The sequence below is a fragment of the Streptomyces mirabilis genome, assembly GCF_039503195.1.
Classification (GTDB): domain Bacteria; phylum Actinomycetota; class Actinomycetes; order Streptomycetales; family Streptomycetaceae; genus Streptomyces; species Streptomyces mirabilis_D.
Map to the genome: position 1 here is coordinate 10,460,343 of NZ_JBCJKP010000001.1, position 18,434 is coordinate 10,478,776.

At 69.3% G+C, this 18,434-nt stretch carries 21 protein-coding genes and 2 pseudogenes; 10 read left to right on the top strand and 13 right to left on the bottom strand.

The window, feature by feature from the left end; genetic code table 11:
- Positions 1–98 precede the first annotated feature (98 nt).
- A complete protein-coding gene (locus tag AAFF41_RS47660; RefSeq protein ID WP_319749735.1) occupies positions 99–986 on the bottom strand; it encodes an SDR family NAD(P)-dependent oxidoreductase in 888 nt (295 codons plus the stop codon).
- A 123-nt stretch (positions 987–1,109) separates the two neighbouring features.
- Between AAFF41_RS47660 and AAFF41_RS47665 the strand changes: the two genes are divergently transcribed.
- On the top strand, positions 1,110–2,042 hold the full coding sequence (locus AAFF41_RS47665; protein WP_319749734.1) for a LysR family transcriptional regulator: 933 nt from the start codon (positions 1,110–1,112) through the stop codon (positions 2,040–2,042).
- A gap of 19 nt (positions 2,043–2,061) precedes the next feature.
- On the opposite strand, the pseudogene AAFF41_RS47670 reads toward AAFF41_RS47665, so the two are convergent.
- The 6 genes and pseudogenes from AAFF41_RS47670 to AAFF41_RS47695 all read right to left on the bottom strand — a co-directional run.
- A pseudogene (locus tag AAFF41_RS47670) lies at positions 2,062–2,697 on the bottom strand (molybdopterin dinucleotide binding domain-containing protein); the annotation flags it as partial.
- A 258-nt stretch (positions 2,698–2,955) separates the two neighbouring features.
- On the bottom strand, positions 2,956–3,582 hold the full coding sequence (locus AAFF41_RS47675; RefSeq protein WP_319749733.1) for a DUF1345 domain-containing protein: 627 nt from the start codon (positions 3,580–3,582) through the stop codon (positions 2,956–2,958).
- A gap of 103 nt (positions 3,583–3,685) precedes the next feature.
- Positions 3,686–4,066 (bottom strand): NUDIX hydrolase, encoded by a 381-nt coding sequence (locus AAFF41_RS47680; protein WP_343326039.1) that lies wholly within the window; start codon positions 4,064–4,066, stop codon positions 3,686–3,688.
- A 228-nt stretch (positions 4,067–4,294) separates the two neighbouring features.
- The gene (locus AAFF41_RS47685) at positions 4,295–5,092 is read right to left on the bottom strand and encodes a family 1 encapsulin nanocompartment shell protein (RefSeq protein ID WP_319749968.1); all 798 of its coding nucleotides are present in this window, start codon (positions 5,090–5,092) and stop codon (positions 4,295–4,297) included.
- A gap of 22 nt (positions 5,093–5,114) precedes the next feature.
- Positions 5,115–6,098, bottom strand: a complete 984-nt coding sequence (locus AAFF41_RS47690) for a Dyp-type peroxidase (protein WP_319749731.1) — start codon at positions 6,096–6,098, stop codon at positions 5,115–5,117.
- Between the two features lie 278 nt (positions 6,099–6,376).
- Positions 6,377–7,000, bottom strand: coding sequence for an SMI1/KNR4 family protein (locus AAFF41_RS47695; protein WP_343326040.1), 624 nt, complete (start codon positions 6,998–7,000; stop codon positions 6,377–6,379).
- Between the two features lie 50 nt (positions 7,001–7,050).
- Between AAFF41_RS47695 and AAFF41_RS47700 the strand changes: the two genes are divergently transcribed.
- A protein-coding gene (locus AAFF41_RS47700) for an IS5 family transposase (protein WP_343326465.1) occupies positions 7,051–7,879 on the top strand; the annotation gives its coding sequence in 2 pieces (ribosomal slippage) (positions 7,051–7,406 and positions 7,405–7,879; 831 coding nt in all).
- On the opposite strand, the gene AAFF41_RS47705 is transcribed toward AAFF41_RS47700, so the two are convergent.
- The 4 genes from AAFF41_RS47705 to AAFF41_RS47720 form a co-directional block, all read right to left on the bottom strand.
- A complete protein-coding gene (locus AAFF41_RS47705; protein ID WP_343326041.1) occupies positions 7,834–8,538 on the bottom strand; it encodes a hypothetical protein in 705 nt (234 codons plus the stop codon). The two genes, AAFF41_RS47700 and AAFF41_RS47705, sit on opposite strands and share 46 nt — an antisense overlap.
- Positions 8,539–8,788: 250 nt before the next feature.
- Positions 8,789–9,616, bottom strand: a complete 828-nt coding sequence (locus AAFF41_RS47710) for an SDR family NAD(P)-dependent oxidoreductase (protein WP_343326042.1) — start codon at positions 9,614–9,616, stop codon at positions 8,789–8,791.
- A 55-nt stretch (positions 9,617–9,671) separates the two neighbouring features.
- A complete protein-coding gene (locus AAFF41_RS47715) occupies positions 9,672–10,640 on the bottom strand; it encodes an alpha/beta hydrolase (RefSeq protein WP_343326043.1) in 969 nt (322 codons plus the stop codon).
- Between the two features lie 93 nt (positions 10,641–10,733).
- Positions 10,734–11,051 carry a putative quinol monooxygenase gene (locus AAFF41_RS47720; RefSeq protein WP_054233861.1) on the bottom strand — a complete coding sequence of 106 codons (318 nt, stop codon included), beginning with the start codon at positions 11,049–11,051 and terminating at the stop codon, positions 10,734–10,736.
- Between the two features lie 197 nt (positions 11,052–11,248).
- Between AAFF41_RS47720 and AAFF41_RS47725 the strand changes: the two genes are divergently transcribed.
- Positions 11,249–12,154 (top strand): AraC family transcriptional regulator, encoded by a 906-nt coding sequence (locus tag AAFF41_RS47725; RefSeq protein WP_319749727.1) that lies wholly within the window; start codon positions 11,249–11,251, stop codon positions 12,152–12,154.
- Positions 12,155–12,279: 125 nt separating this feature from the next.
- Here AAFF41_RS47725 and AAFF41_RS47730 read toward each other — a convergent pair whose 3' ends face one another.
- Positions 12,280–12,567 carry a DUF3152 domain-containing protein gene (locus tag AAFF41_RS47730; RefSeq protein WP_319749967.1) on the bottom strand — a complete coding sequence of 96 codons (288 nt, stop codon included), beginning with the start codon at positions 12,565–12,567 and terminating at the stop codon, positions 12,280–12,282.
- A gap of 25 nt (positions 12,568–12,592) precedes the next feature.
- On the opposite strand from AAFF41_RS47730, the gene AAFF41_RS47735 reads away from it, so the two are divergent.
- The 3 genes and pseudogenes from AAFF41_RS47735 (at position 12,593) to AAFF41_RS47745 (ending at position 14,196) form a co-directional block, all read left to right on the top strand.
- Positions 12,593–12,748 (top strand): hypothetical protein, encoded by a 156-nt coding sequence (locus tag AAFF41_RS47735; protein WP_319749977.1) that lies wholly within the window; start codon positions 12,593–12,595, stop codon positions 12,746–12,748.
- A pseudogene (locus tag AAFF41_RS47740) lies at positions 12,742–13,384 on the top strand (sensor histidine kinase); the annotation flags it as partial. The gene AAFF41_RS47735 and the pseudogene AAFF41_RS47740, both read left to right, overlap by 7 nt.
- Positions 13,381–14,196 carry a hypothetical protein gene (locus tag AAFF41_RS47745; RefSeq protein WP_319749726.1) on the top strand — a complete coding sequence of 272 codons (816 nt, stop codon included), beginning with the start codon at positions 13,381–13,383 and terminating at the stop codon, positions 14,194–14,196. The pseudogene AAFF41_RS47740 and the gene AAFF41_RS47745, both read left to right, overlap by 4 nt.
- On the opposite strand, the gene AAFF41_RS47750 is transcribed toward AAFF41_RS47745, so the two are convergent.
- The gene (locus AAFF41_RS47750) at positions 14,182–14,667 is read right to left on the bottom strand and encodes a VOC family protein (protein ID WP_319749725.1); all 486 of its coding nucleotides are present in this window, start codon (positions 14,665–14,667) and stop codon (positions 14,182–14,184) included. The two genes, AAFF41_RS47745 and AAFF41_RS47750, sit on opposite strands and share 15 nt — an antisense overlap.
- A gap of 258 nt (positions 14,668–14,925) precedes the next feature.
- On the opposite strand from AAFF41_RS47750, the gene AAFF41_RS47755 reads away from it, so the two are divergent.
- The 4 genes from AAFF41_RS47755 (at position 14,926) to AAFF41_RS47770 (ending at position 18,347) form a co-directional block, all read left to right on the top strand.
- Entirely contained in the window at positions 14,926–15,714 is a 789-nt protein-coding gene (locus AAFF41_RS47755; RefSeq protein ID WP_343326044.1) for an ArsR/SmtB family transcription factor, read from the top strand.
- A gap of 83 nt (positions 15,715–15,797) precedes the next feature.
- Positions 15,798–16,283: a hypothetical protein gene (locus AAFF41_RS47760; protein ID WP_319749723.1), complete on the top strand. Its 486-nt coding sequence runs from the start codon at positions 15,798–15,800 to the stop codon at positions 16,281–16,283.
- Between the two features lie 137 nt (positions 16,284–16,420).
- Positions 16,421–17,350, top strand: coding sequence for a DMT family transporter (locus AAFF41_RS47765; protein ID WP_319749722.1), 930 nt, complete (start codon positions 16,421–16,423; stop codon positions 17,348–17,350).
- Positions 17,343–18,347, top strand: coding sequence for a LysR family transcriptional regulator (locus AAFF41_RS47770; RefSeq protein WP_343326045.1), 1,005 nt, complete (start codon positions 17,343–17,345; stop codon positions 18,345–18,347). Before AAFF41_RS47765 ends, AAFF41_RS47770 begins: the two co-directional genes overlap by 8 nt.
- Positions 18,348–18,434: the final 87 nt, after the last annotated feature.

Here is an 18,434-nt window from a genome sequence, read left to right on the forward strand (position 1 = left end):
AACTCCTTGCTGTGAGCTGAGGTAGCCGTGCTGAACTCGCCGAGGGCTGAACGGCTTCTGCAGTCGCTGTGTGCTGGTCCGCGCGCGATCTTTCGAGGTCAGGGCCTGAGCAGTCGGTCCTGTTCCACCGGCGGAGTCCCGTCGTGCCAGGGCAGGGCCTTGCCGAAGCGGATCAACTCGCCGTAGAGGGCGGGATCGACGTGCTCGGTGAAGATCAGGTCGAGCACCGCACGGGCGGCCTCGGAAGGCGACTGTGCCTGGCTGAAGTCGCTGAACCAGGGCCGGGAGGTGGCGGTGTCGACCATGCCGGGGCACACGGAGGCGACCAGGGTGCCGTCGGCGAGGTCGCGCTCGCGGCGTTCGGCCGCGACCGCGCGGACGGCGGCGACCTGGGCCACCTTCGAGGGCACGTTCAGCCAGCGTGGCCAGCCCGCCTCCTCGGCGGTCCTGTTGTGGAGGGCGCTGCGCCAGGACTCGACGGCGTACTCGACCTGGTCGAGGCTCGCCCCCTCGAACAGGTGGTGCAGCCGCGGATCGAGGTGGCCGAGAGTGCCCAGGCTGCTGGCCACGACGATCAGTCGGCCGCCCGGACGCAGGACGGGGCCGAACGAGCGCAGGATCGCATGGGTGGCGGTGTTGGAGACGTCGATGAACTCGTCGGCGCGCTCGGCCTGGGACTCCTCGGGCAGCAGTCGGGCGACGGCGTTGGAGAGCACGACATCGACGCCGCCGTGCCGTGCCCGGAGTTCGTCGGCGAGTCGGGCGATGTCGTCGGTGTCGGTGACGTCCAGGACCTGGCCCCGGACATGGCTGCGTGTGCCCGGCAGTTGCGCCACTTCACGGGCGGCGTCCGAGACGCGCTGGTGGCTGCGGCCGGTGAGCAGTACGACGTCGTCGGGATCCATACGGGCCGCCAGCCCTTCGGCGAGCGCACGTCCGAGTCCCTGGTTGGCGCCCGTGACGAGGGCGATTCGCGAAGCGTTCATGCATGCCACGCTAGAAACGCGGCGGCCATGAGTCCAACGAAATTCACGCACAGCTAGTATGCGCAATTGGCATGGAGCATGGGGTATGGGCAAGTGATCAATGATCATGGATTTGGAAGTGTCATGGACTTCACGGATGTGTCGCTGACCGCGCTGCGCGTCTTCCGCGCCGTGGCCGAACAGGGGACCTTCACCGCGGCCGCGGCGTCGCTGGGCTACACCCAGTCGGCCGTGTCCCGGCAGATCGCCGCGATCGAACGCGTGGCGGGAGCGGAGCTGCTGGAGCGGCGTCGCGACGGAGTACGGCTGACCGCGGCCGGTCTCGTGGTCATGCGCCGTGCGACGACCGTGCTCGACGAGATCGACGCGACGGCACGCGAACTGTCCGGTCTGCCGGGGCAGACCGGGACGGTCCGGCTGGGATGGTTCCCCAGTGCCGGGGCCGTCCTGCTGCCCCGGGCCCTGGTCGCGCTGCGCCGTACGGACCCCGGCCTGCACATCGTCAGCCGCGAAGGCAGCACTCCGGCGCTCGTGCGCGCCCTGCGGGCCGGCAGCCTGGACCTCGCTCTCCTGGCGTCGGCGCCGCCCTTCCGGCCGCCGGACGCCGAGTCGCCTCCACTGGCTCTGCACACGCTCACCGAACGAGCGCTGTGCCTGGCGCTGCCCGCCACCCACCCGCTCGCCCGCGGCGCCTTCGTCGACGTGGCCGATCTGCGCGGGCAGCGCTGGATCGCCGGCTCCTCCTCCGGTGAGGACCGGCTGATGGGGGTGTGGCCCGGTCTGGACGAACGCCCCGAGATCGCCCACACCGCCCGTGACTGGCTGGCCAAGCTTCACCTCGTCGCCGCCGGGTGCGGACTGACCACCGTGCCGCCCGCAATCGCCCAGGCGGCACCACCGGGGGTACGCATCCTTCCCGTGCGCGGTGGACCCCAGGAGCAGCGGCGTCTGTTCCTGGCCCGTCTTCCTCACCCGCCGAGCGAACCGGTCACGCGTGTGGCAGCCGCCCTGCGTGCCGCGGCCCTCGACGGCGACCCACAGGGCTCAGACGCGTGACGAACGCGCTTCCCCCATGTCACCGCCGGCTCGGGACGACACGGACGTTGACGTTCTTCATCAGTGGCTGATCGCTCTGCGTGCTGTAGTCGGCCGCACCGATGAGGGCGTTCATCTCGGGCATGTACCCCGCCGCGCAGCCACGGGGCGTGTCGTGGCTCAACGCCCGGTATCCGGTGAGGGAGCGCGTGCTGCCGTCCTTGGAGGTGGCCGTGATGTCGACCAGGCTGCCGGGGGTGATGCCACGCGAGCGCATGTCGGCGCGGTTCATGAGGACGAGTGTGCGCAGGTTCTTGATACCCCGGTAGCGGTCGTCGTCGGAGTAGATGGTCGTGTTCCACTGGTCGTGGGAGCGCGTCGTCTGCAGCACCAGCATGTCGTCCTTGGGCACGACATCCGGCAGTACGGCGGCGGAGAACTCGGCCCGGCCGGACGGGGTGAGGAAGACGAGTTCGCGGGCCGGTTGCTTGATCCGGAACCCCAGCGGCAGCCGGACGCGGCGGTTGAAGTCCGCGAAGCCGTCCAGGGCTTGGGCCATGATGTCCCGGATACGGTCGTAGTCCTCGATGTACTGCTCCCACGGGACGGCGCTGTCGGGAAGAGTCGCCCGCGCCATCCCGGCGATGACGGCGGGTTCGGACAGCAGATGTGGCGACGTGCCGTTGGTGCTCTCCGGACGAACCGCGCTCGCCGTCTTTCCCATGCTGGGCGCTTTCACCCAGCGAAGCGGAGCGCTCCGTCCACCGCGTGCGGGGTGAGCGCGCCGCGCGGCGAGAGGACGCGCGTCAAGGTGGTGGGGTGATGGCGGGACATAGCACCGAGGTCGTCCGGGACACCATGCCAATCGCGCGATCCACCCGTGGAATTGCCACATCTGCCCCCTTCTTCGAGATCAGTGAACGTGGATTCCTGATCAGTGAACGAGGATTCCTGCGAAGAGGTTGATGGCGGTAGCCAGAATGCTGGTGCCGAAGACGTACGACAGCAATGTGTGCCGGAGCACCATCGAGCGGACCACCGCACTGGAGACGTCGGTGTCGGAGACCTGGTAGGTCATGCCGAGGTTGTAGCTGAAGTAGAAGAAGTCCCGGTACGCCGGCGGCTGGTCGGAGTTGAAATCGATCCCGCCCCCGGAATCCACGTAGTACAGGTACGCGTAGCGGGTGGCGTACATCAGATGCAGTGCCGCCCAGGCCATGAACACGCCGAGCAGCGCCGTCGCGGCATGGCCACTGTCGGAGTTGCCGAGCAGGAATACCACGATGCCGACCAGACCGCACAGAGCGACGGTGACGACGACGATTTCTTCGAGGACGGGACGCAGGTCCTCGCGTCGAGCGTTGCGTCGGGTCGCGGCGGCGTCCATCGGCCACAGCACGATCCAGCCGACCACCACGAAGAACGTCTGGGTCGCGGCGATACCCGCGAGAATGGCCAGCGGGGTGTCGCTGGACAATGCGACGGCCACGCCGACCGCCGCGCCGACGGCGACCGAGATGCCGAGCCGTGGGACTGCGGAAAGCGACAAACGGATGCTCACGCTCACAAGCCACAACGGTAGTGCTTCGTGGCGGCACGGCGAGAGCGGGACCAGGGGTGACGGTATCCCGCCCACGGCCGGGTGCACGTATGCCGCGCCATCCCTACACGGGTGAATGGCCCACCAGGTAGTCCCGCACGGCTTCGGGCAGCCCCGCGTCGAGGGCTTCGGCGAACGGAGCCCAGCGGATCTGCTCCGGGTCGAGTCGCGCCTCCGCCGAGGGAGCCCGGCTCAACAGCTGGCACACCACAGCGGGCCGTGCGTCCGCTCCAGCCGACCCCTGCGCCCGCAGCACGGATGTGCCGTCGACGAGGTACCCGGTGAGCTCGTACACCAGGCGCGCCGCGCCGGCCTGTGCCGACTCGGCGGGCTGCGGGGTGCCCGACGGCAGCCCCCAGCTGTCCTGCGCGGCCACCATCAGCAGACGCCCGTCGTACACGACGACCGCGTCCACCCCGCCCCGGGCAGCCTGCTCCAGCGTCATGGCCCAACCGTCCCTTTCCTCCTCGCGCGACCGGCCGACCGGCCCCGTCCGAGCCCCCAATTCCTACCCGGGGCACATCCGTTCACGCGGCACGGCGAGCTCGCGACGATGCTCGCAAGCAGCGGAATCGCCCGTCGTCACCCAGCTGTTCCACCTGCACAACGGGAGCGGGAATGACCAGTGAAGCCGTTTCCCAGGGCGATCCCCGTCCGCTCGGGCGCCGTGCGGTCACGAGCCGAGTGCCACCACGGCCTCGTCGGTGTACACCAGGAAGGTCAGGCTCTGGCGGAAGTACAACTCGATCTCGTTCGCGTCATGAGCGGTGTAGCCGATCGCGAGGTCCTCACCGAGCCGCAGTTCGAAGTCCCCACCGCGGGTGGACAGCAGAAAGGCGCCGTCGACCGCGGGCGCCCAGATGGGCGGGGCGTCCAGCATCCGGCTGAGATGCTCCGTGATCGGATAGCCGTGGTCGGACGTCTCGCTCACCAGGGTGTACGCGTCGGCGCCCAGCAGCAGCGAATACGGGCCGGCGACTCCGGCCAGGCGCAGGGTCGTCAGCGCGCGGCTGACGGCATCCGGGTACGCACGTGTCTCCACCGGCAGGGCGTGCACAGGATGGGAGGTACGCCTGCGCAGCCCGTCGATACCCGCTGCCTCGTACCCCTCGAAGACGGCCCGGTCCTCGGTGAACGCCATGGCGCGCGCCGCGTCCTTGACCGGTTGCCAGTCGGAGTCGTTCGAGCCGCGCTCTACGTCGTCCACCGCATCGCGACCGACCTTGAAGGGGACGCGCAGTTCGACCAGGGGCTGCACTTGGCGCAGCAGAGCGGTGACGCCCGGTCCGGGCCCTTCGATGTGGGTGAGATGGCCGGTGCCGACCGAGGCAAGCGCGGGACCGTCGGGTCCGGTGACGTCCACGACACGACGGCCCCCCACGTTGCGCTGGAAGGTACGGCGGGCTTCCTCCTCGATCTGTGCCCATGCCTCGGGCGTGATCGGCGCCAGTTCGCGGTGCAGGTTGTTCATACCGTTGGGCGTGGACACGTGATCAGGCTCCTTTGAGACTGCCGATCCCCAGGGAGCCCTCGGTCGCCGGCGCTCCGGTGGGCGCGGCGGGTGGGTCGTCGAGGAGATCGACGCTCGGTACGTGGAACAGACAGCCGGTGACCGCCGTGGAGAAGTCGAGGATTCGGTCGTGGGTATGGGGGTGGTCACCGAGGAACATGTTCCTCAGCATCTGCTCGGTCACCTCGGGAGTGCGCGCATAGCCGATGAAGTAGGTACCGAACTCCCTTTGCCCGATGCTGCCGAACGGCATGTTGTCACGGAGGATCTTCCGTTCGTTTCCGTCCGCGTCGGTGATGGTGTTCAGTGCGACATGCGAGTCCGCGGGCTTGATGTCGTCCGGCATTTCGACGTTCGCCAGCTTTGTGCGGCCGATGACCTTTTCCTGTTCCTGCGTGGGCAACGCGTTCCAGGCGGCAAGGTCGTGCACGTACTTCTGCACGATCACGTAGCTGCCGCCCGCGAAATCGGGGTCCTCGTCACCGATGAACACCGCGTCGGCCGCGACCCGGCCCTCGGGGTTCTCGCTGCCGTCGACGAAGCCGAGGAGGTCGCGCTCGTCGAAGTACTTGAAACCGTGCACCTCGTCCACCACGGCGACCGCTCCGTAGAGGCGTTCGCCGATCAACTGGGCCAGTTCGAAACAAAGGTCCATGTGGTGGGCTCGCAGATGGAAGAGCAGGTCACCTGGGGTGGACGGGGCTCGGTGCCGGGAGCCCGTCAACGCGACGAACGGATGCAGATCGCGTGGGCGGGGTCCTGCGAAGAGCCGGTCCCAGGCGGCGGAGCCGATGCCGACGACGCAACTCAGCCCCGCGTCCGGAGCGCGGAAACTGACCGATCGTCGCAACCCGGCCACATCCTGGAGCAGATCGCGAACAGCGGGCTCGCCGCCAGGTGCCATGGTGCACACGAGGAACAGGGCGGCTTTGGCGGGCGGGGCGATCACGAACTGCGACTCAACCACGGAGCCTGCCTCCTACTTGTCGTGGCTATGGCGCTACGCACGGCAGGATAACGTGAGGAAACACAATAAATACTAGGATTGGGTCATGGTGATGTCGACCGGTGCGGGTACACCGGCGCCTGCCTGCGTGAATCGCACCCGACTCCGGGTGGTCGAGGATTGGCGCCCCCATCCATTGCGCCTTCTTCACGAGGGAATCCTGGCGATCCGCACAAGGGGTCGTAAAAGGATGGTGGCGGACAGGACTTCGAGGCGAAGACCCGCCGGGGCGAACCGGTCTACGCCACGGGGCCGAGGTTGCCTTCGAGGGTCGTCCGAGTGATCGGAGGGCGGTCCCATAGCGCGAGGAGTTCGTTGGCGAGGGCCACGATCGGGAGCGGGTGGCGGGTGCCGTGGATCTCGATGGAGGCGGCCGACAGGCTACGCGGGACAGCTTCGGCATCGAGCAGGACACGCCAATCCTCCGGCCCGAGTTCCAGGAACTCGAGCCCGGTCAGCTCGGCGATCTCCAGCGGGTCGGCGAGCGTACCGGGGTAGGCCGTGAGAGTCCGCAGGCGGGGGAGCCCGGTGACGGGGGCGAGGCTGAGCGGCTCCCCCTCCCACACGCCGATGGACAGGACCTCCAGCTCGGGATGGGCGGCGGCCTCGACACTGCTCAGGCTTCCGATGTTCACCCGGGCCACGGCCGGTGGCTGGTCCCCGCGAGGGCCCCGCCGCCCTTCGCCGAGTCCGTTCGACACCAGGCCGGTGAGGGAGTCGGCGAGCAGGTCGCCGCCGACGTCCTGCTCATGGTCGAGCATGATGATCTGTCCCGCGTGTCCGCGCGGGCCCGGTGTCAGGTCCACCGCGATGCGGTCGCCGCCGCCGTTGTCGCCGAAGACGATCCAGCCGGGGGAGCCCACTAGGCCCTGTCGTCAAATGATGATCTTGAGTGGTGGATCATGGTCGGGTGATACGTCGTCATGAACTGTCCGATGCCGAGTGGGAGTTCGTCCGGCCGTTGCTGCCCGCGTCCTTGCGGGGCCGCAAGCGGTTGGACGACCGAAGGGTCCTCAACGGGATCGTGTGGAAGTTCCGCACCGGCACGGCCTGGCGGGATGTGCCCGAGCGGTACGGATCGTGGGCCACGCTGCACACCCGTTTCCGCCGGTGGGCCAAGGACGGCACCTTCGAGCGGATGCTGCGGGCCGCGCAGGCCAAGGCGGACGCGGCCGGGGACATCGACTGGCTGGTGTCGGTCGACTCCACCGTCGTGCGGGCCCACCAGCACGCGGCCGGGGCCCGAAAGGGGGCTCTGCCCGCCGGCACTCGGACGCTCGCGGGGTGGCCTGACCAGCAAGATCCACCTTGCCTGCGATGGGCTCGGCCGCCCGCTGGCCTTCACCCTCACGGGCGGGAACACCAACGACTGCACGCAGTTCACCGCCGTGATGGAAGCGATCCGGGTGCCCCGTCCCGGGCCGGGACGGCCCCGGGTGCGGCCCGCCCACGTCCTCGGCGACAAGGGCTACAGCTCCCGCGCGATACGGACCTGGCTGCGACACCGAGACATCCCGCACACCATCCCCGAGCGGGCGGACCAAGTCCGCAACCGGCTCCGGCGCGGCAGCCGGGGCGGGCGTCCGCCGGCCTTCGACAAGCAGGTCTACAAGCGGCGCAACGTCGTGGAACGCTGCTTCAACCGCCTCAAGCAATGGCGCGGCATCGCGACCCGCTACGACAAGACCGCCGAGTCCTACCAAGCAGCCGTCACCCTCGCCTCGCTCCTGATGTGGGCGTGACATTTGACGACAACTCCTAGCCCCTGCACCGCGGCGTCGGGTGGGTGCCGACCGCCTTCATCGCCGCGAACTTCCAGGGGGACGGACATCACGCGGTGGAGCACCTTCAGCTCGTCGGGCAACACGATGCCGAGGCGCGCCTCCGCGGCGGCGATCTCCGCCACGGTGGCGCCGACGGCATCGGGGATCCGCTCGCGGAGCGTCCGCTCCAGCGACGCCAGAGCCACCGACGGGGCGGGCACCGCCGCGGGGACCGGTTCGGGAAGGCGGCGCCAGGGCTCGGGGACGGCATCCTCGACCAGGATGAGGGAACCGGGATGCGCATTGCCGATACCGGACTCCGCGGCGGGGCTCGGGTGGAGCAGGTGGAGTACGGCACTCCCGTCGCGCGCGATCTCCGCCGCGAACGAGATGTCGTCGACACCCGCGTCCGCGAGTGCGCCACGCACCCGCTCCACCGCGTCGAACTCGTCCTGAAGGTCCTCGATCTGGAGGGCTCGTCCGGGCTGCGGGCGCCGCCGCGGCATGGGCAGGCTCGATCCGTGTCGGCCGATCCGTCCCGCCACGTAGCCGCCCGGTGCGGCGATGCTCTCCGCGTCGGCGGTTCGCAGAAGCCGCAGCACGGGCTCCCAGGTCGCGAAGTCATGTATCGAGGGCAACGCCGGTTTCCGGTCGCTCTGGTGAACCGGCCTCGCGCTTTCGCGAGTACGGCTGGCGGGTGTCTGATGGTTGCTCAAAGAGCCGAGGAGCGCCGCCGACTTGGGACGAAGGGACCTGTCGAGGGTCCCGCTCGTCGCCGGGAGAGCCGCGCTCCTCGGGTGAGTCAGCGTATCGGGACCTCCTCGCGTGGGTGTGCTGAGAGCGACGGCGACCGCGCGGTGGCGCAGGCCGTCGGCGTGCCGCTCATGACTACAAGTTGTAGCCTCCCGACACCTCGATGTTCTGAGCGGTGACCCAGCGACTTTCCTCGGAGAGCAGAGCGGCGATCATCATGCCGATGTCATCGGGTTCGCCGACCCGGCCGAGAGCGGTCTTCGCCGCGAGGGCCGGGACGACTTCGGGAAACCGCTCGAAGGCGTTGTCGGCGATCCGGGTGCGCGTCGAGCCCGGTGAAATGGAATTGACGCGGATGCCTCGCGTGCTGAACTCCTTGGCCATGTAGCGGCTCAGCACGTCGAGGCCGCCCTTCATCGACGCGTAGGCCGAGTACCCAGGCTCCAGGCCCGACCTCATCGCCGAGTTGCTGCTCGTGTTGACGATGGCCCCACCGTCTTCCATCAGCGGCAGCAGGCGTTGCGTCAGGAAGTACGGGCCCTTGAGCAGAACCCGCATCAGCCTGTCGAACATCTCCTCGGTCGTATCCTCGATCAGTGACGTGTGTGCGAAGCCGGCGTTGTTGACCAGGTAGTCGAACGTGTCGCGTCGCCAGGTGTCGCGCAACACGTCGACCACGGAGCGGCGGAAGGCCGGGAAGGCGCCGGTCTCACCGACGTCCAGCGGCAGCGCGACGGCAGTGCCCCCGTCCTTCTCGATCGCGGCCGCCGTCTCCAACCCTCCCTGGGCGTTGTTGCCGTAGGTCAGAATGACTCCGGTTCCTCGCCTGGCGATCTGGATCGCCGCGCTCTGCCCGATACCGGAGCTGGCGCCAGTGATGATTGCTACCTTCATGATGGTTCTCCTGAGCTGTGGTTGAGGTTCGCCGAGGCCCGGGGCGGGCCTCGGGAACACGGGTGTCACACGGGAAATGCCATGACTGGCCCGGTAGTCGGCCGGTGTGGCGTCGCCTGCTCCGCTATGCGACGGAGGCTGGGGACAGGACTCGGGCGAGCCAGGCGTTGCGTGTGCGGCGGGCCTCGGCCGAGACACGCGCCTGCGGGTACAGGGCGTCGAACCCGTGGAAGCCTCCCGCCCAGACATGGAGTTCCGCCTGGCCGCCGGCCGCCCAGATACGGGTGGCGTAGGCGACATCCTCGTCGCGGAAGACCTCGGCCGAGCCGGCGTCGACGTAGGTGGTCGGCAGGCCCGAGAGGTCGTCGGCCACCGCGGGGGAGACATGGCCGGGCACCTGCTCGGCCCGGAGGTCGCCGAGCACCGAGCGCCAGCCGAACTCGTTCATCTCACGGGTCCAGACACCGGGATCGCCGGAATACTGACGGCTCGAGGTGGTGACGTTGCGGTGGTCGAGCATGGGGCAGATGAGCACCTGGGCGGCGATCGGCAGGGTGCCGCCGTCGCGTGCCATCAGGGTGACCCCTGCGGCGAGGCCACCGCCGGCGCTGGCTCCCGCCACGACGATGCGGGCGGGGTCGATGCCCAACTCGTCGGCGTGCTCGGCGATCCACAGCAGCCCCCGGTAGCAGTCGTCGACCAGAGTCGTGCCGCCGACTTCGGGCGCCAACCGGTAGTCCACGGAGACCACGACGGCACCGAACAGGTCGAGCCACTCCAGCGGGATGTCGATCTGGGAGAAGCGATCTCCCATGACCATCCCACCGCCGTGTATCCAGTAGACGCACGGTGCCCCCGTGGCGTGCGCGGTCCCGGTAGGACTGAAGACCGACAGGGGAATCCGCGCACCGTCCTCGCCCGACACGGTGACCTCGCGCCGGTCGACCGAGCGGCCTTCGAGAAGGCGCTCGACCGGTGTCGACGGGAGCAGACGCAACTGCGCGAGCAGTTCGGGGCCGAGGTGGCTCATGAGCGGCATGTCGGCGAGCAGTGCGCCCAGTTCGGGGTCCAAGGCGGGTCGTGCGAGAGTCACGGTGACTACCTTTCGTCGGGTCGTACGGGATGGTCAGAGGTGGAGTGCGCCTGCCCACCGGCGTGTGGTGGGGCTGGGGATGCAACAGCGGCCTCAGAAGGCGGCCTTGCCGTGAACCGGTACGTAGTCGGTGTACTCGGGGTCCTTCGCGAGCAGCCCGTCGAACCGCTTCACGATGGCCTGAGCGGCTTCGCCGGCGAAGACCCGGTGGTGGTCCTCCTCGCTGGTCCAGCCCTCGGTGACATGGACGACGTCGGGGTTGGACGCCGACCGGCAGACGAGATAGACGAGGCAGTGTTCACTCGTGCCGGGGTTGCCGTCGCTCAGGCCGGTCAGCAGCAGGTCGGCCAGCTGGTCGCCCATGCCGGGCCTGGCGGTCAGGGTGGCGTTGAATCCGTGGTTGACGATCATGACTACCTTCTTCCGCGAGGGACGGATCGTGCAGGTGTGCTGGTCCCGGAGCAGAAGGCCCTTTGGCCCTCCGCAGGATTCCAGTGACTCCATTCAAGCGGCCTGACCTGCTGAAACGGTAGAACGATGCTGTCAGCTCCTTGCACAATCCTCTTCCGTGCAGGAGTTGGCGACAGGGCGTGTGCTGCAATGAAGGCATGTACCTCGAAGAGCTCCGCACCTTGCTGGCCCGACACGCACGGCCGGAGTGGACCACCGCCATCGACGGCGTCCTCATCTCGAAGGTCGAGCGGTCCGACCCACCGGCGCCGTCGATGACCGGCACGGTGCTGGCGGTCATCGCACAGGGCGCCAAACGCCTCGCGCTGGGCGACCGGGTGTACGAGTACCGCGCTGGGCAGTACCTCGTCGCGTCGGTGGACCTGCCCGTCACCGGCCAGTTCACCGACGCCGACCCGGAGCACCCGGCACTGGGTTTCGGTCTCACGCTGGAACCGTCCGTCGTCGCCGAACTGCTGCTGCAGGCCGGGCCCGGAGAGGCTCCTCGCGCCGGCGGCGGCGCGTTGCCGGGCATCGCCGTCAGTGACGCTCCGGATCCGCTGCTCGACGCGGTGGTCCGGCTGCTGCGCCTGCTCGATGAACCCCGCGACCGGACGGTGCTCGCGCCGCTGGTCAAGCGGGAGATCCTGTGGCGGCTGATCACCGGCGAACAGGGCGGTATCGTGCGCCAGCTCGGCCTCGCCGACAGCAGCCTCAGTCACGTCGCGCGCTCGGTGCGGTGGATCCGCGAGCACTACGCGCAGCCGTTCAAGGTCGAGGACGTGGCACAGTTGGCCGGCATGAGCGTCTCCGCCTTCTACCGCAACTTCCAGGCGGTGACCGCGATGAGCCCCATCCAGTTCCAGAAGCAGATCCGGCTGCAGGAGGCCCGACTGCTGCTCGCCATCCACCCCAACGACGTCACCGCGGTCGGCCACCGCGTCGGCTACGACAGCGCGTCACAGTTCAGCAGGGAGTACCGCCGCCAGTTCGGCGCACCCCCGAGCCAGGACGCCGCCCGCCTGCGTCACGCCGCGCACACCACCGCGGGCGCTCTTCCCTGACGCGACGGGACATCAAGGTATCCCGTCTTCAGGGCGTGCCGAACCAGCGGCAGCGGGTGGCGGATGTCGGTACCGGCGATGAGGGCTCTCCCAAGCGGCGCGATGGCTGCTCGTCGACGAGCGGTTCAAGGAAGACCTCCCGAAGCGCTTCGGCGCCGGTGAGGGTGGCCGGTCAGGGCACGGCAGGTCCCGTGATGAGTCGGCCCTTTGTCCACCGTTCCCGGTGTGGCGAGCCGTACGACGAAGTCGGGCGTGCCGCCGGTGACGCGCCGGAACGCGCTCTCGCCGTCGGCCGTCCAGCCGCGCGGGTCGGCGAGTACGCCCTCCACCTGCTTGGCGACGTCGGCGGCCGACTGTTTGAGACCGTCCTCGACGACGACCTCGTAGCGCAGCAGTCGGCTGCTCCGCCCCACGGTCCCGCTCCCACCGCCCGCGGTGGTGAACCTGCCGGGGCCCGAGGACGGGACGGAGTCCGGGGAGGAAGCCGGTACGGAGGAGCCCGAGGACGGCGCGCCCACCTCGCTGATCCCGGCGCCCGGTTCCTTGCTGTGCACGGCGCCGGCCGCCGTACTGCTCGGCTTCGCCGAACCGTGAAGCTGGCCCGCCTGGTCGACGACCTGATGGAGATCTCCCGCTGCGACGCGGCGCGGCGGCCCTGCAACTGGACGACATCGACCTCGCCGAGTCCCTCCGCCGCACCCTTGCCGCCCGCGCCTGGCTGGACACGGTGGACACCCAGCTCCCCGAGCCCGGCGTACTGCGCGGCCGGGTCGACCCGCGCCGCCTCGACGTGGTCGTCGCGAACCGGTCGGCAACGCGCTCCGCCACGGCGCACGCCCCGTACAACTGCTCCTGTACGCACGGGAGTCTCCGGACGCGGACGACACGGGGTGGGCGGTCATCGAGGTGCGGGACAGCGGGCCGGGCATCCCCGCCGACGTCCTGCCGCAGGTTTTCGACCGCTTCTACAAGTCGGACACCGCCCGGACCAGAACGGGGGGCAGCGGACTCGGGCTCTCGATCACGGCCGAGAACGTCCCTCTGCACGGTGGCACGGTCCGGGCGGCGAACCGCGCGGACGGCGGTGCCGTGTTCACGGTCGGGATCCCCCTGACACGACCCCCGCAAGAGCCCAGGAATCAGCTTCTGGAACAGCCTGCGCAAGGGCCTTTGACACAGTCTCCGTTCCAGAGGCCCCTCGGACGGCCTGCGGAACGGGAGGGTTCATGAGCCGTACGCGTCGGCCGTCGCGGACCGCGCTGCTGCTCACGACCGCCTTCCTGCTCTCCTCGTGCGGCATCCCCGAGACCGGCGTCGTGGAGGCCGGAGCGCCCGCCACCGGGATCCGGCCGATCTACGTCCTCTCCTTCGTCGGTGAGGGCACCCTGCTTGCCGTGCGCCGCCATGTCCTCGGCCCGGGCGGCATCGAGACGGCCGTGGCGATGCTGTTCCAGGGCCCGGACGCCCGGGAACGCCGCAAGGGCATGACCACCGAGCTTCCGTCGATGAGGGATGCCCCAACGGTCCGGACGGACGGCGGACGGCTGTCGATCGAACTGCCGGACGGGACTGCGCCACTGACCGAGACAGCACTCGCCCAGCTGATCTGCACAGCCGCCGACGCCCGCCTCGTCGAGACCCCGGACACCGACACCGCGTCGACGCACGTGACAGTGAGCGTTCCGGTGACGGGCCCCGGCGGCCGGCGGGTCGAAGGTTCCAGCGCGATGTGCCCATCCATGACGGGGACCGGAGGATCCCGCGAGCCCCCCTACGCCTCACCGTACGATGACGCCACAGTCGGTCTTCACCGCCGCAGTGATTCCATGTGGAGCGCGGCGTCGTCGGCCGCCTCGTCGGGAGTCCGGCCGTTCTCACGGGCGACGATGTACGCGGCGTACCAATCCGACCAGTGGTGCTCGGGGGCGCTCGCCTCGTACGGGCCGTGGTGCTCCTCGGTCTCACGCAGGAGTTCTGCCAGCGTGGGGATGTCCATGGCGAAGCCTCCTCGGTCGGGGCGTCACTCGTCACCGCCCCGGTAGTCGCACCTGGACCTCTTGCAGCACCCACCCGTTGCCGTCCGGATCGCTGAACGAGGCGAATGACGCGTAGCTGCGGCCCTCTGGATCGGGACCGTCCGCCTGATCCTGCACGCCCGCGTCATAGACGTTGTGGTAGATCTCGCTCACCTCGACGCCTCTGCTGATCAGGTCGGCGCAGGCCTGCTCCAAGTCGGAGACCACAAGGTAGTTGTGGGCGGAGCCCGGCGCCGCGGGGGTGATCCCGCGGCCGAAGTGAATCGAGCATTCCGACCCCGGTGGCGTGAGCTGCACGAGCCGGAATCTCGGACTGGCCTCGAAGTCCGCGTCGAGCCGCCACCCCAGGCTCCGATAGAAGTGCAGGGCGCGACTGACGTCGGTGACCGGGATGACGGCGACCTCGAGCCTCATGCTCATGGTCGGCTCCTTGACGACGTCCGTTGCGTCGTCCTGCTCTCTCTGCTGGGTGCTCATGGCGATCTCCCATGACGGCCGCCCGGTTCGGCTGTGGCCCCTGATAGGCCTCCACCGGCGGGAACCCGAGCACCGGCTCCGGGTCACCCATGGACCGACTACGCGGTAGTTGTCGTACGACCGATGATATTGGCGATGACGTCCGACGGCGCGCCGAGCCGATCGTTCCCCGGGTGAATGAAGGCTGCCGAGGATCCGCTCTTGACGTTATGCAGGTAAGTACCTGCATAATGGAGTGTGAGCCACGAAGCTAGAGCGATGGACTGGGTCTTCAAAGCGCTGGCCGACCCCACCCGGCGACTCCTGCTCGACCGTCTGCGCGAGCACAACGGCCAGACGCTGAGCGAGCTGTGCGAGCGGTTGGACATGACCCGCCAGTCGGCGACACAGCATCTCGACATCCTTGGGCGGGCCAACCTCGTGACCGTCGTGCGACGGGGACGGGAGCGGCTTCACTACCTCAACCCGACACCGATCCACGAGCTGGAGGAGCGCTGGATTTCGGGGTTCGACAAGCCCCGCCTGCAAGCGATCAGTGCCATCAAGAACCAGGCAGAGGAGTACGCCATGACCGACGGACCCACGTCCGTACCGACCTACGTCTATGTCACCTACATCCGCGCGAGCGCGGAGCAGGTGTGGCAAGCCCTGACGGACGCGGACCTGACAGCGCGCTACTGGGGACACGCCAACATCTCGGACTGGCAACCCGGTTCGACCTGGGAGCATCGACGCGTCGACGGCTCAGGCGCCGTCGATGTCGTCGGTCATGTGCTCAAGACCGAACCTCCGACACGCTTGGTCATCACCTTCGAGGACACCCCCGACGCCGGAACACCGAGGGAACCGTCGGTCGTCACGTTCCTCGTCGAACCGCACGAGGACATCGTCCGCCTCACCGTGACCCACGAGAATCTCCCCAACCAGGAGATGCTCAACGGCATCTCGCGCGGATGGCCGGCCGTGTTGGCGAACCTCAAGTCGCTGCTCGAGACCGGCGATGTCCTCCCGCAGGCGCCATGGGAGATGTCTCCCGGGCACGCCTGAGCCGGTACCCGCCACCACCCTTGCCGTACCCATCCTCGCGCAGGTCCGCAGAAACCCACGCACGTCCGCAGAAAGAAGTCGACATGATGGACGCCACCCCGCTGCGGGACGCCTACCGCGCGCTGCTGGACGCCGCTGCCACCGTGGCCGGCTCCGGCGACACGAGCCCCGCCCCGCCGACCGGCGAATGGAACGCCGAGCAGATTCTGGCGCACGTCGCCCTTGTCAACGCCGCCACCCTCGCCACGGTCTCCTGTGTCGCCGCGGGATCGAACACGACGTACGACAACCGCATGGCGCTCGACACCTGGACCATCGAACGCCTCATCGCGCTCGCCGGCGGCAACGCGGGGCTTCGAGACCGCATCCGCCTCCAAGGGGACGCCCTGTGCGCACTCGGCGGACCGATGCTGAGTGACGCCGAACTCGACACACCGGTGCCGACCCGTCTCCTGTCCAAGGACACCGTCCTGGTCGATCAGCCCATGCCACTGAGGGGCCTCATCGCCGGCCTCGCGGAAGTGGAGCTGCCCGGCCACACCAAACAGCTCCTGGCCCTCCTGGGCTGAGCGCTCCCGGGTTCTCCGGGACCCGGTCCGCCGGGCGGCCAGTAAGCGATCCGTTAGGGCGACCAATAAGGAGAACTGAAGCTTTCTGAAACAAAAGCTAACTGGAACTTCTCATTCTGGTCGGCGATGGTGGAGTCATGTCCGCACCCACCGCCTCGCCCCGCTTCCTCGCCCTGGTCGGCACCGTCGTGCTGTGGGCGTCGGCCTTTCCCGCCATCCGGGTCGGCATCGACGGCCTGGGAGTGGCGGCCCTGTCGTTCCTGCGGCTCCTGATCGCCGCCGTCGCGCTGCTGGCCGTGGCGCCCTTCGCGAAGGTGCGGCTGCCGCGACGCGGCGACCTGCCGCTGATCACCCTGTGCGGGGCCACCGGCATGACCGCGTACCAGGTTCTGCTCAACTGGGGTGAAGTGCATGTGGAGGCCGGGACCGCGAGCCTGCTCATCGCGATCGCCCCGGTCTTCAGTGTGCTGCTGGGAAGCCTGTTCCTCGGCGAGCGGCTCACCCGCACCATCGTCGTCGGCAGCGTCGTCGCGCTCGCGGGCGCGGCCGTCGTCAGCCTGGCCGAGGGCACCAGCGGGTTCTCCCTCTCGGCCCTCGTCATCCTGGCGGCCGCCGTGGTCCAAGGGGTCTACCACTTCGCGAGCAAGCCCCTGCTGCGCCACTACACCGGTCTGGAGGTCGCCACCTACGCGATGGTCGCGGGTACGGTCTTCGCGCTGCCCCTGATCCCGGCCACCTGGCACGCGGCCGTCCACGCCCCGGCCGCCGCACTCGCTTCCGCCGCCTACCTGGGCCTCCTGCCCTCCGCCCTCGGCTTCGTCATCTGGGCCTACGCCGTTGCCCGGCTGCCGCTCGCCGTCTCCACCGCGGCCCTGTACCTGGTGCCGCCGGTGGCCCTGATCGTCTCCTTCGTCTGGCTGGCGGAGGTGCCCCGCCCCATCGCGCTGGCCGGTGGCGCGATCAGTGTCGCGGGAGTGATCCTGATCAGCCGACACCAGCGGAACCATCACCCCACCGACGTCCCCGTCGTGGACGCGTCCGAGCCGCAAGGAGCCGCCTGTGCTTGACGTACGCCGCCTGCGCATCCTCCAGCACCTGGCCGCCTACGGAACCGTCGCGGCCACGGCGGACGCGCTGCACCTGACCGCACCGGCCGTCTCCCAGCACCTCGCCGCCCTGCAGAAGGAGGCCGGCACGCCCGTCGTCGAGAAACACGGCCGCACGCTGCGTCTGACCGCCGCGGGGGAACTGCTGGTGGCCCACACCGAGGTCATCCTGGCAGAGCTCGCGGCGGCCGAGTCCGGCCTGGCCGCGATGAAAGGCGGCCGCCGCGGGACGGTACGGATCAGCGCCTTCGCGTCCGCGGCCCGCACGCTTGTCCCGCCCTTGTTCGAACGTCTCACCGGCACCGGCACCGGCACCGGCACCGGCACCGGCACCGGCACCGATCCCGCCCCCGACAACGGCACCGGTGCCGCCCGGGATCTCTCGCTGCGGCTCTCCGTCCAGGAGCCCGACGAAGCCCTCGACGAACTCCACAAACGCTCGACCGACCTTGCCCTGGTGCACAGCTACACCGTGCTGCCGCGCAGTGTCCCCGCGGCATGGGAGCAGACAGTCCTGATGGAAGAACCGGTCCTCCTCGCCCTGCATCCCGACCAAGCCGGTCGGGAGGGCCTCACCGCCGGTCAGCCCGCGGACCTGTCCCGTCTGGCGCATGTGCCGTGGTTGACCCCCGGCCCGGAGACCTCCTGCTACGAGATGATCCAGCGGGCCTGCGGCGCGGCCGGCTTCGTCCCGGACATCCGGGCCTCCAGCAGCGACTTCTCCGTGCTGACGGCTCTGGCCGCCGCCGACGCCGGTGCCGTCCTGGTGCCCCGCATGGCTCTGCCGGACCACACCGCGCCCCTCAGCCTCCACCCCCTGGTCCGTCCCGTGTCCCGGACCGTCTTCACGGTCAGTCGCGCGGGCACCGGCAAACACCCCGACCTGCGGGCCGTACTGGACCTCCTGCACGAGACGGCCACGGCACTCGACGACAGGACCGCCGGCCGGCCCCGGTGATCGCGACGACCTCCCCACGCAACCTCGAAGAGCGCTGTCCCCTCATACCAGGGGAACCCACCCGGGTACTCGGAGAGGAGCGCCTGT

Bases quoted from the DNA above. Each gene is read 5' to 3' on its own strand.
- AAFF41_RS47660 (WP_319749735.1), bottom strand. From the start codon at position 986: ATGAACGCTTCGCGAATCGCCCTCGTCACGGGCGCCAACCAGGGACTC.
- AAFF41_RS47665 (WP_319749734.1), top strand. From the start codon at position 1,110: ATGGACTTCACGGATGTGTCGCTGACCGCGCTGCGCGTCTTCCGCGCC.
- AAFF41_RS47680 (WP_343326039.1), bottom strand. From the start codon at position 4,066: ATGACGCTGGAGCAGGCTGCCCGGGGCGGGGTGGACGCGGTCGTCGTG.
- AAFF41_RS47685 (WP_319749968.1), bottom strand. From the start codon at position 5,092: ATGAACAACCTGCACCGCGAACTGGCGCCGATCACGCCCGAGGCATGG.
- AAFF41_RS47720 (WP_054233861.1), bottom strand. From the start codon at position 11,051: ATGATCGTCAACCACGGATTCAACGCCACCCTGACCGCCAGGCCCGGC.
- AAFF41_RS47725 (WP_319749727.1), top strand. From the start codon at position 11,249: ATGTACCTCGAAGAGCTCCGCACCTTGCTGGCCCGACACGCACGGCCG.
- AAFF41_RS47745 (WP_319749726.1), top strand. From the start codon at position 13,381: ATGAGCCGTACGCGTCGGCCGTCGCGGACCGCGCTGCTGCTCACGACC.
- AAFF41_RS47750 (WP_319749725.1), bottom strand. From the start codon at position 14,667: ATGAGCACCCAGCAGAGAGAGCAGGACGACGCAACGGACGTCGTCAAG.
- AAFF41_RS47755 (WP_343326044.1), top strand. From the start codon at position 14,926: ATGGACTGGGTCTTCAAAGCGCTGGCCGACCCCACCCGGCGACTCCTG.
- AAFF41_RS47760 (WP_319749723.1), top strand. From the start codon at position 15,798: ATGATGGACGCCACCCCGCTGCGGGACGCCTACCGCGCGCTGCTGGAC.
- AAFF41_RS47765 (WP_319749722.1), top strand. From the start codon at position 16,421: ATGTCCGCACCCACCGCCTCGCCCCGCTTCCTCGCCCTGGTCGGCACC.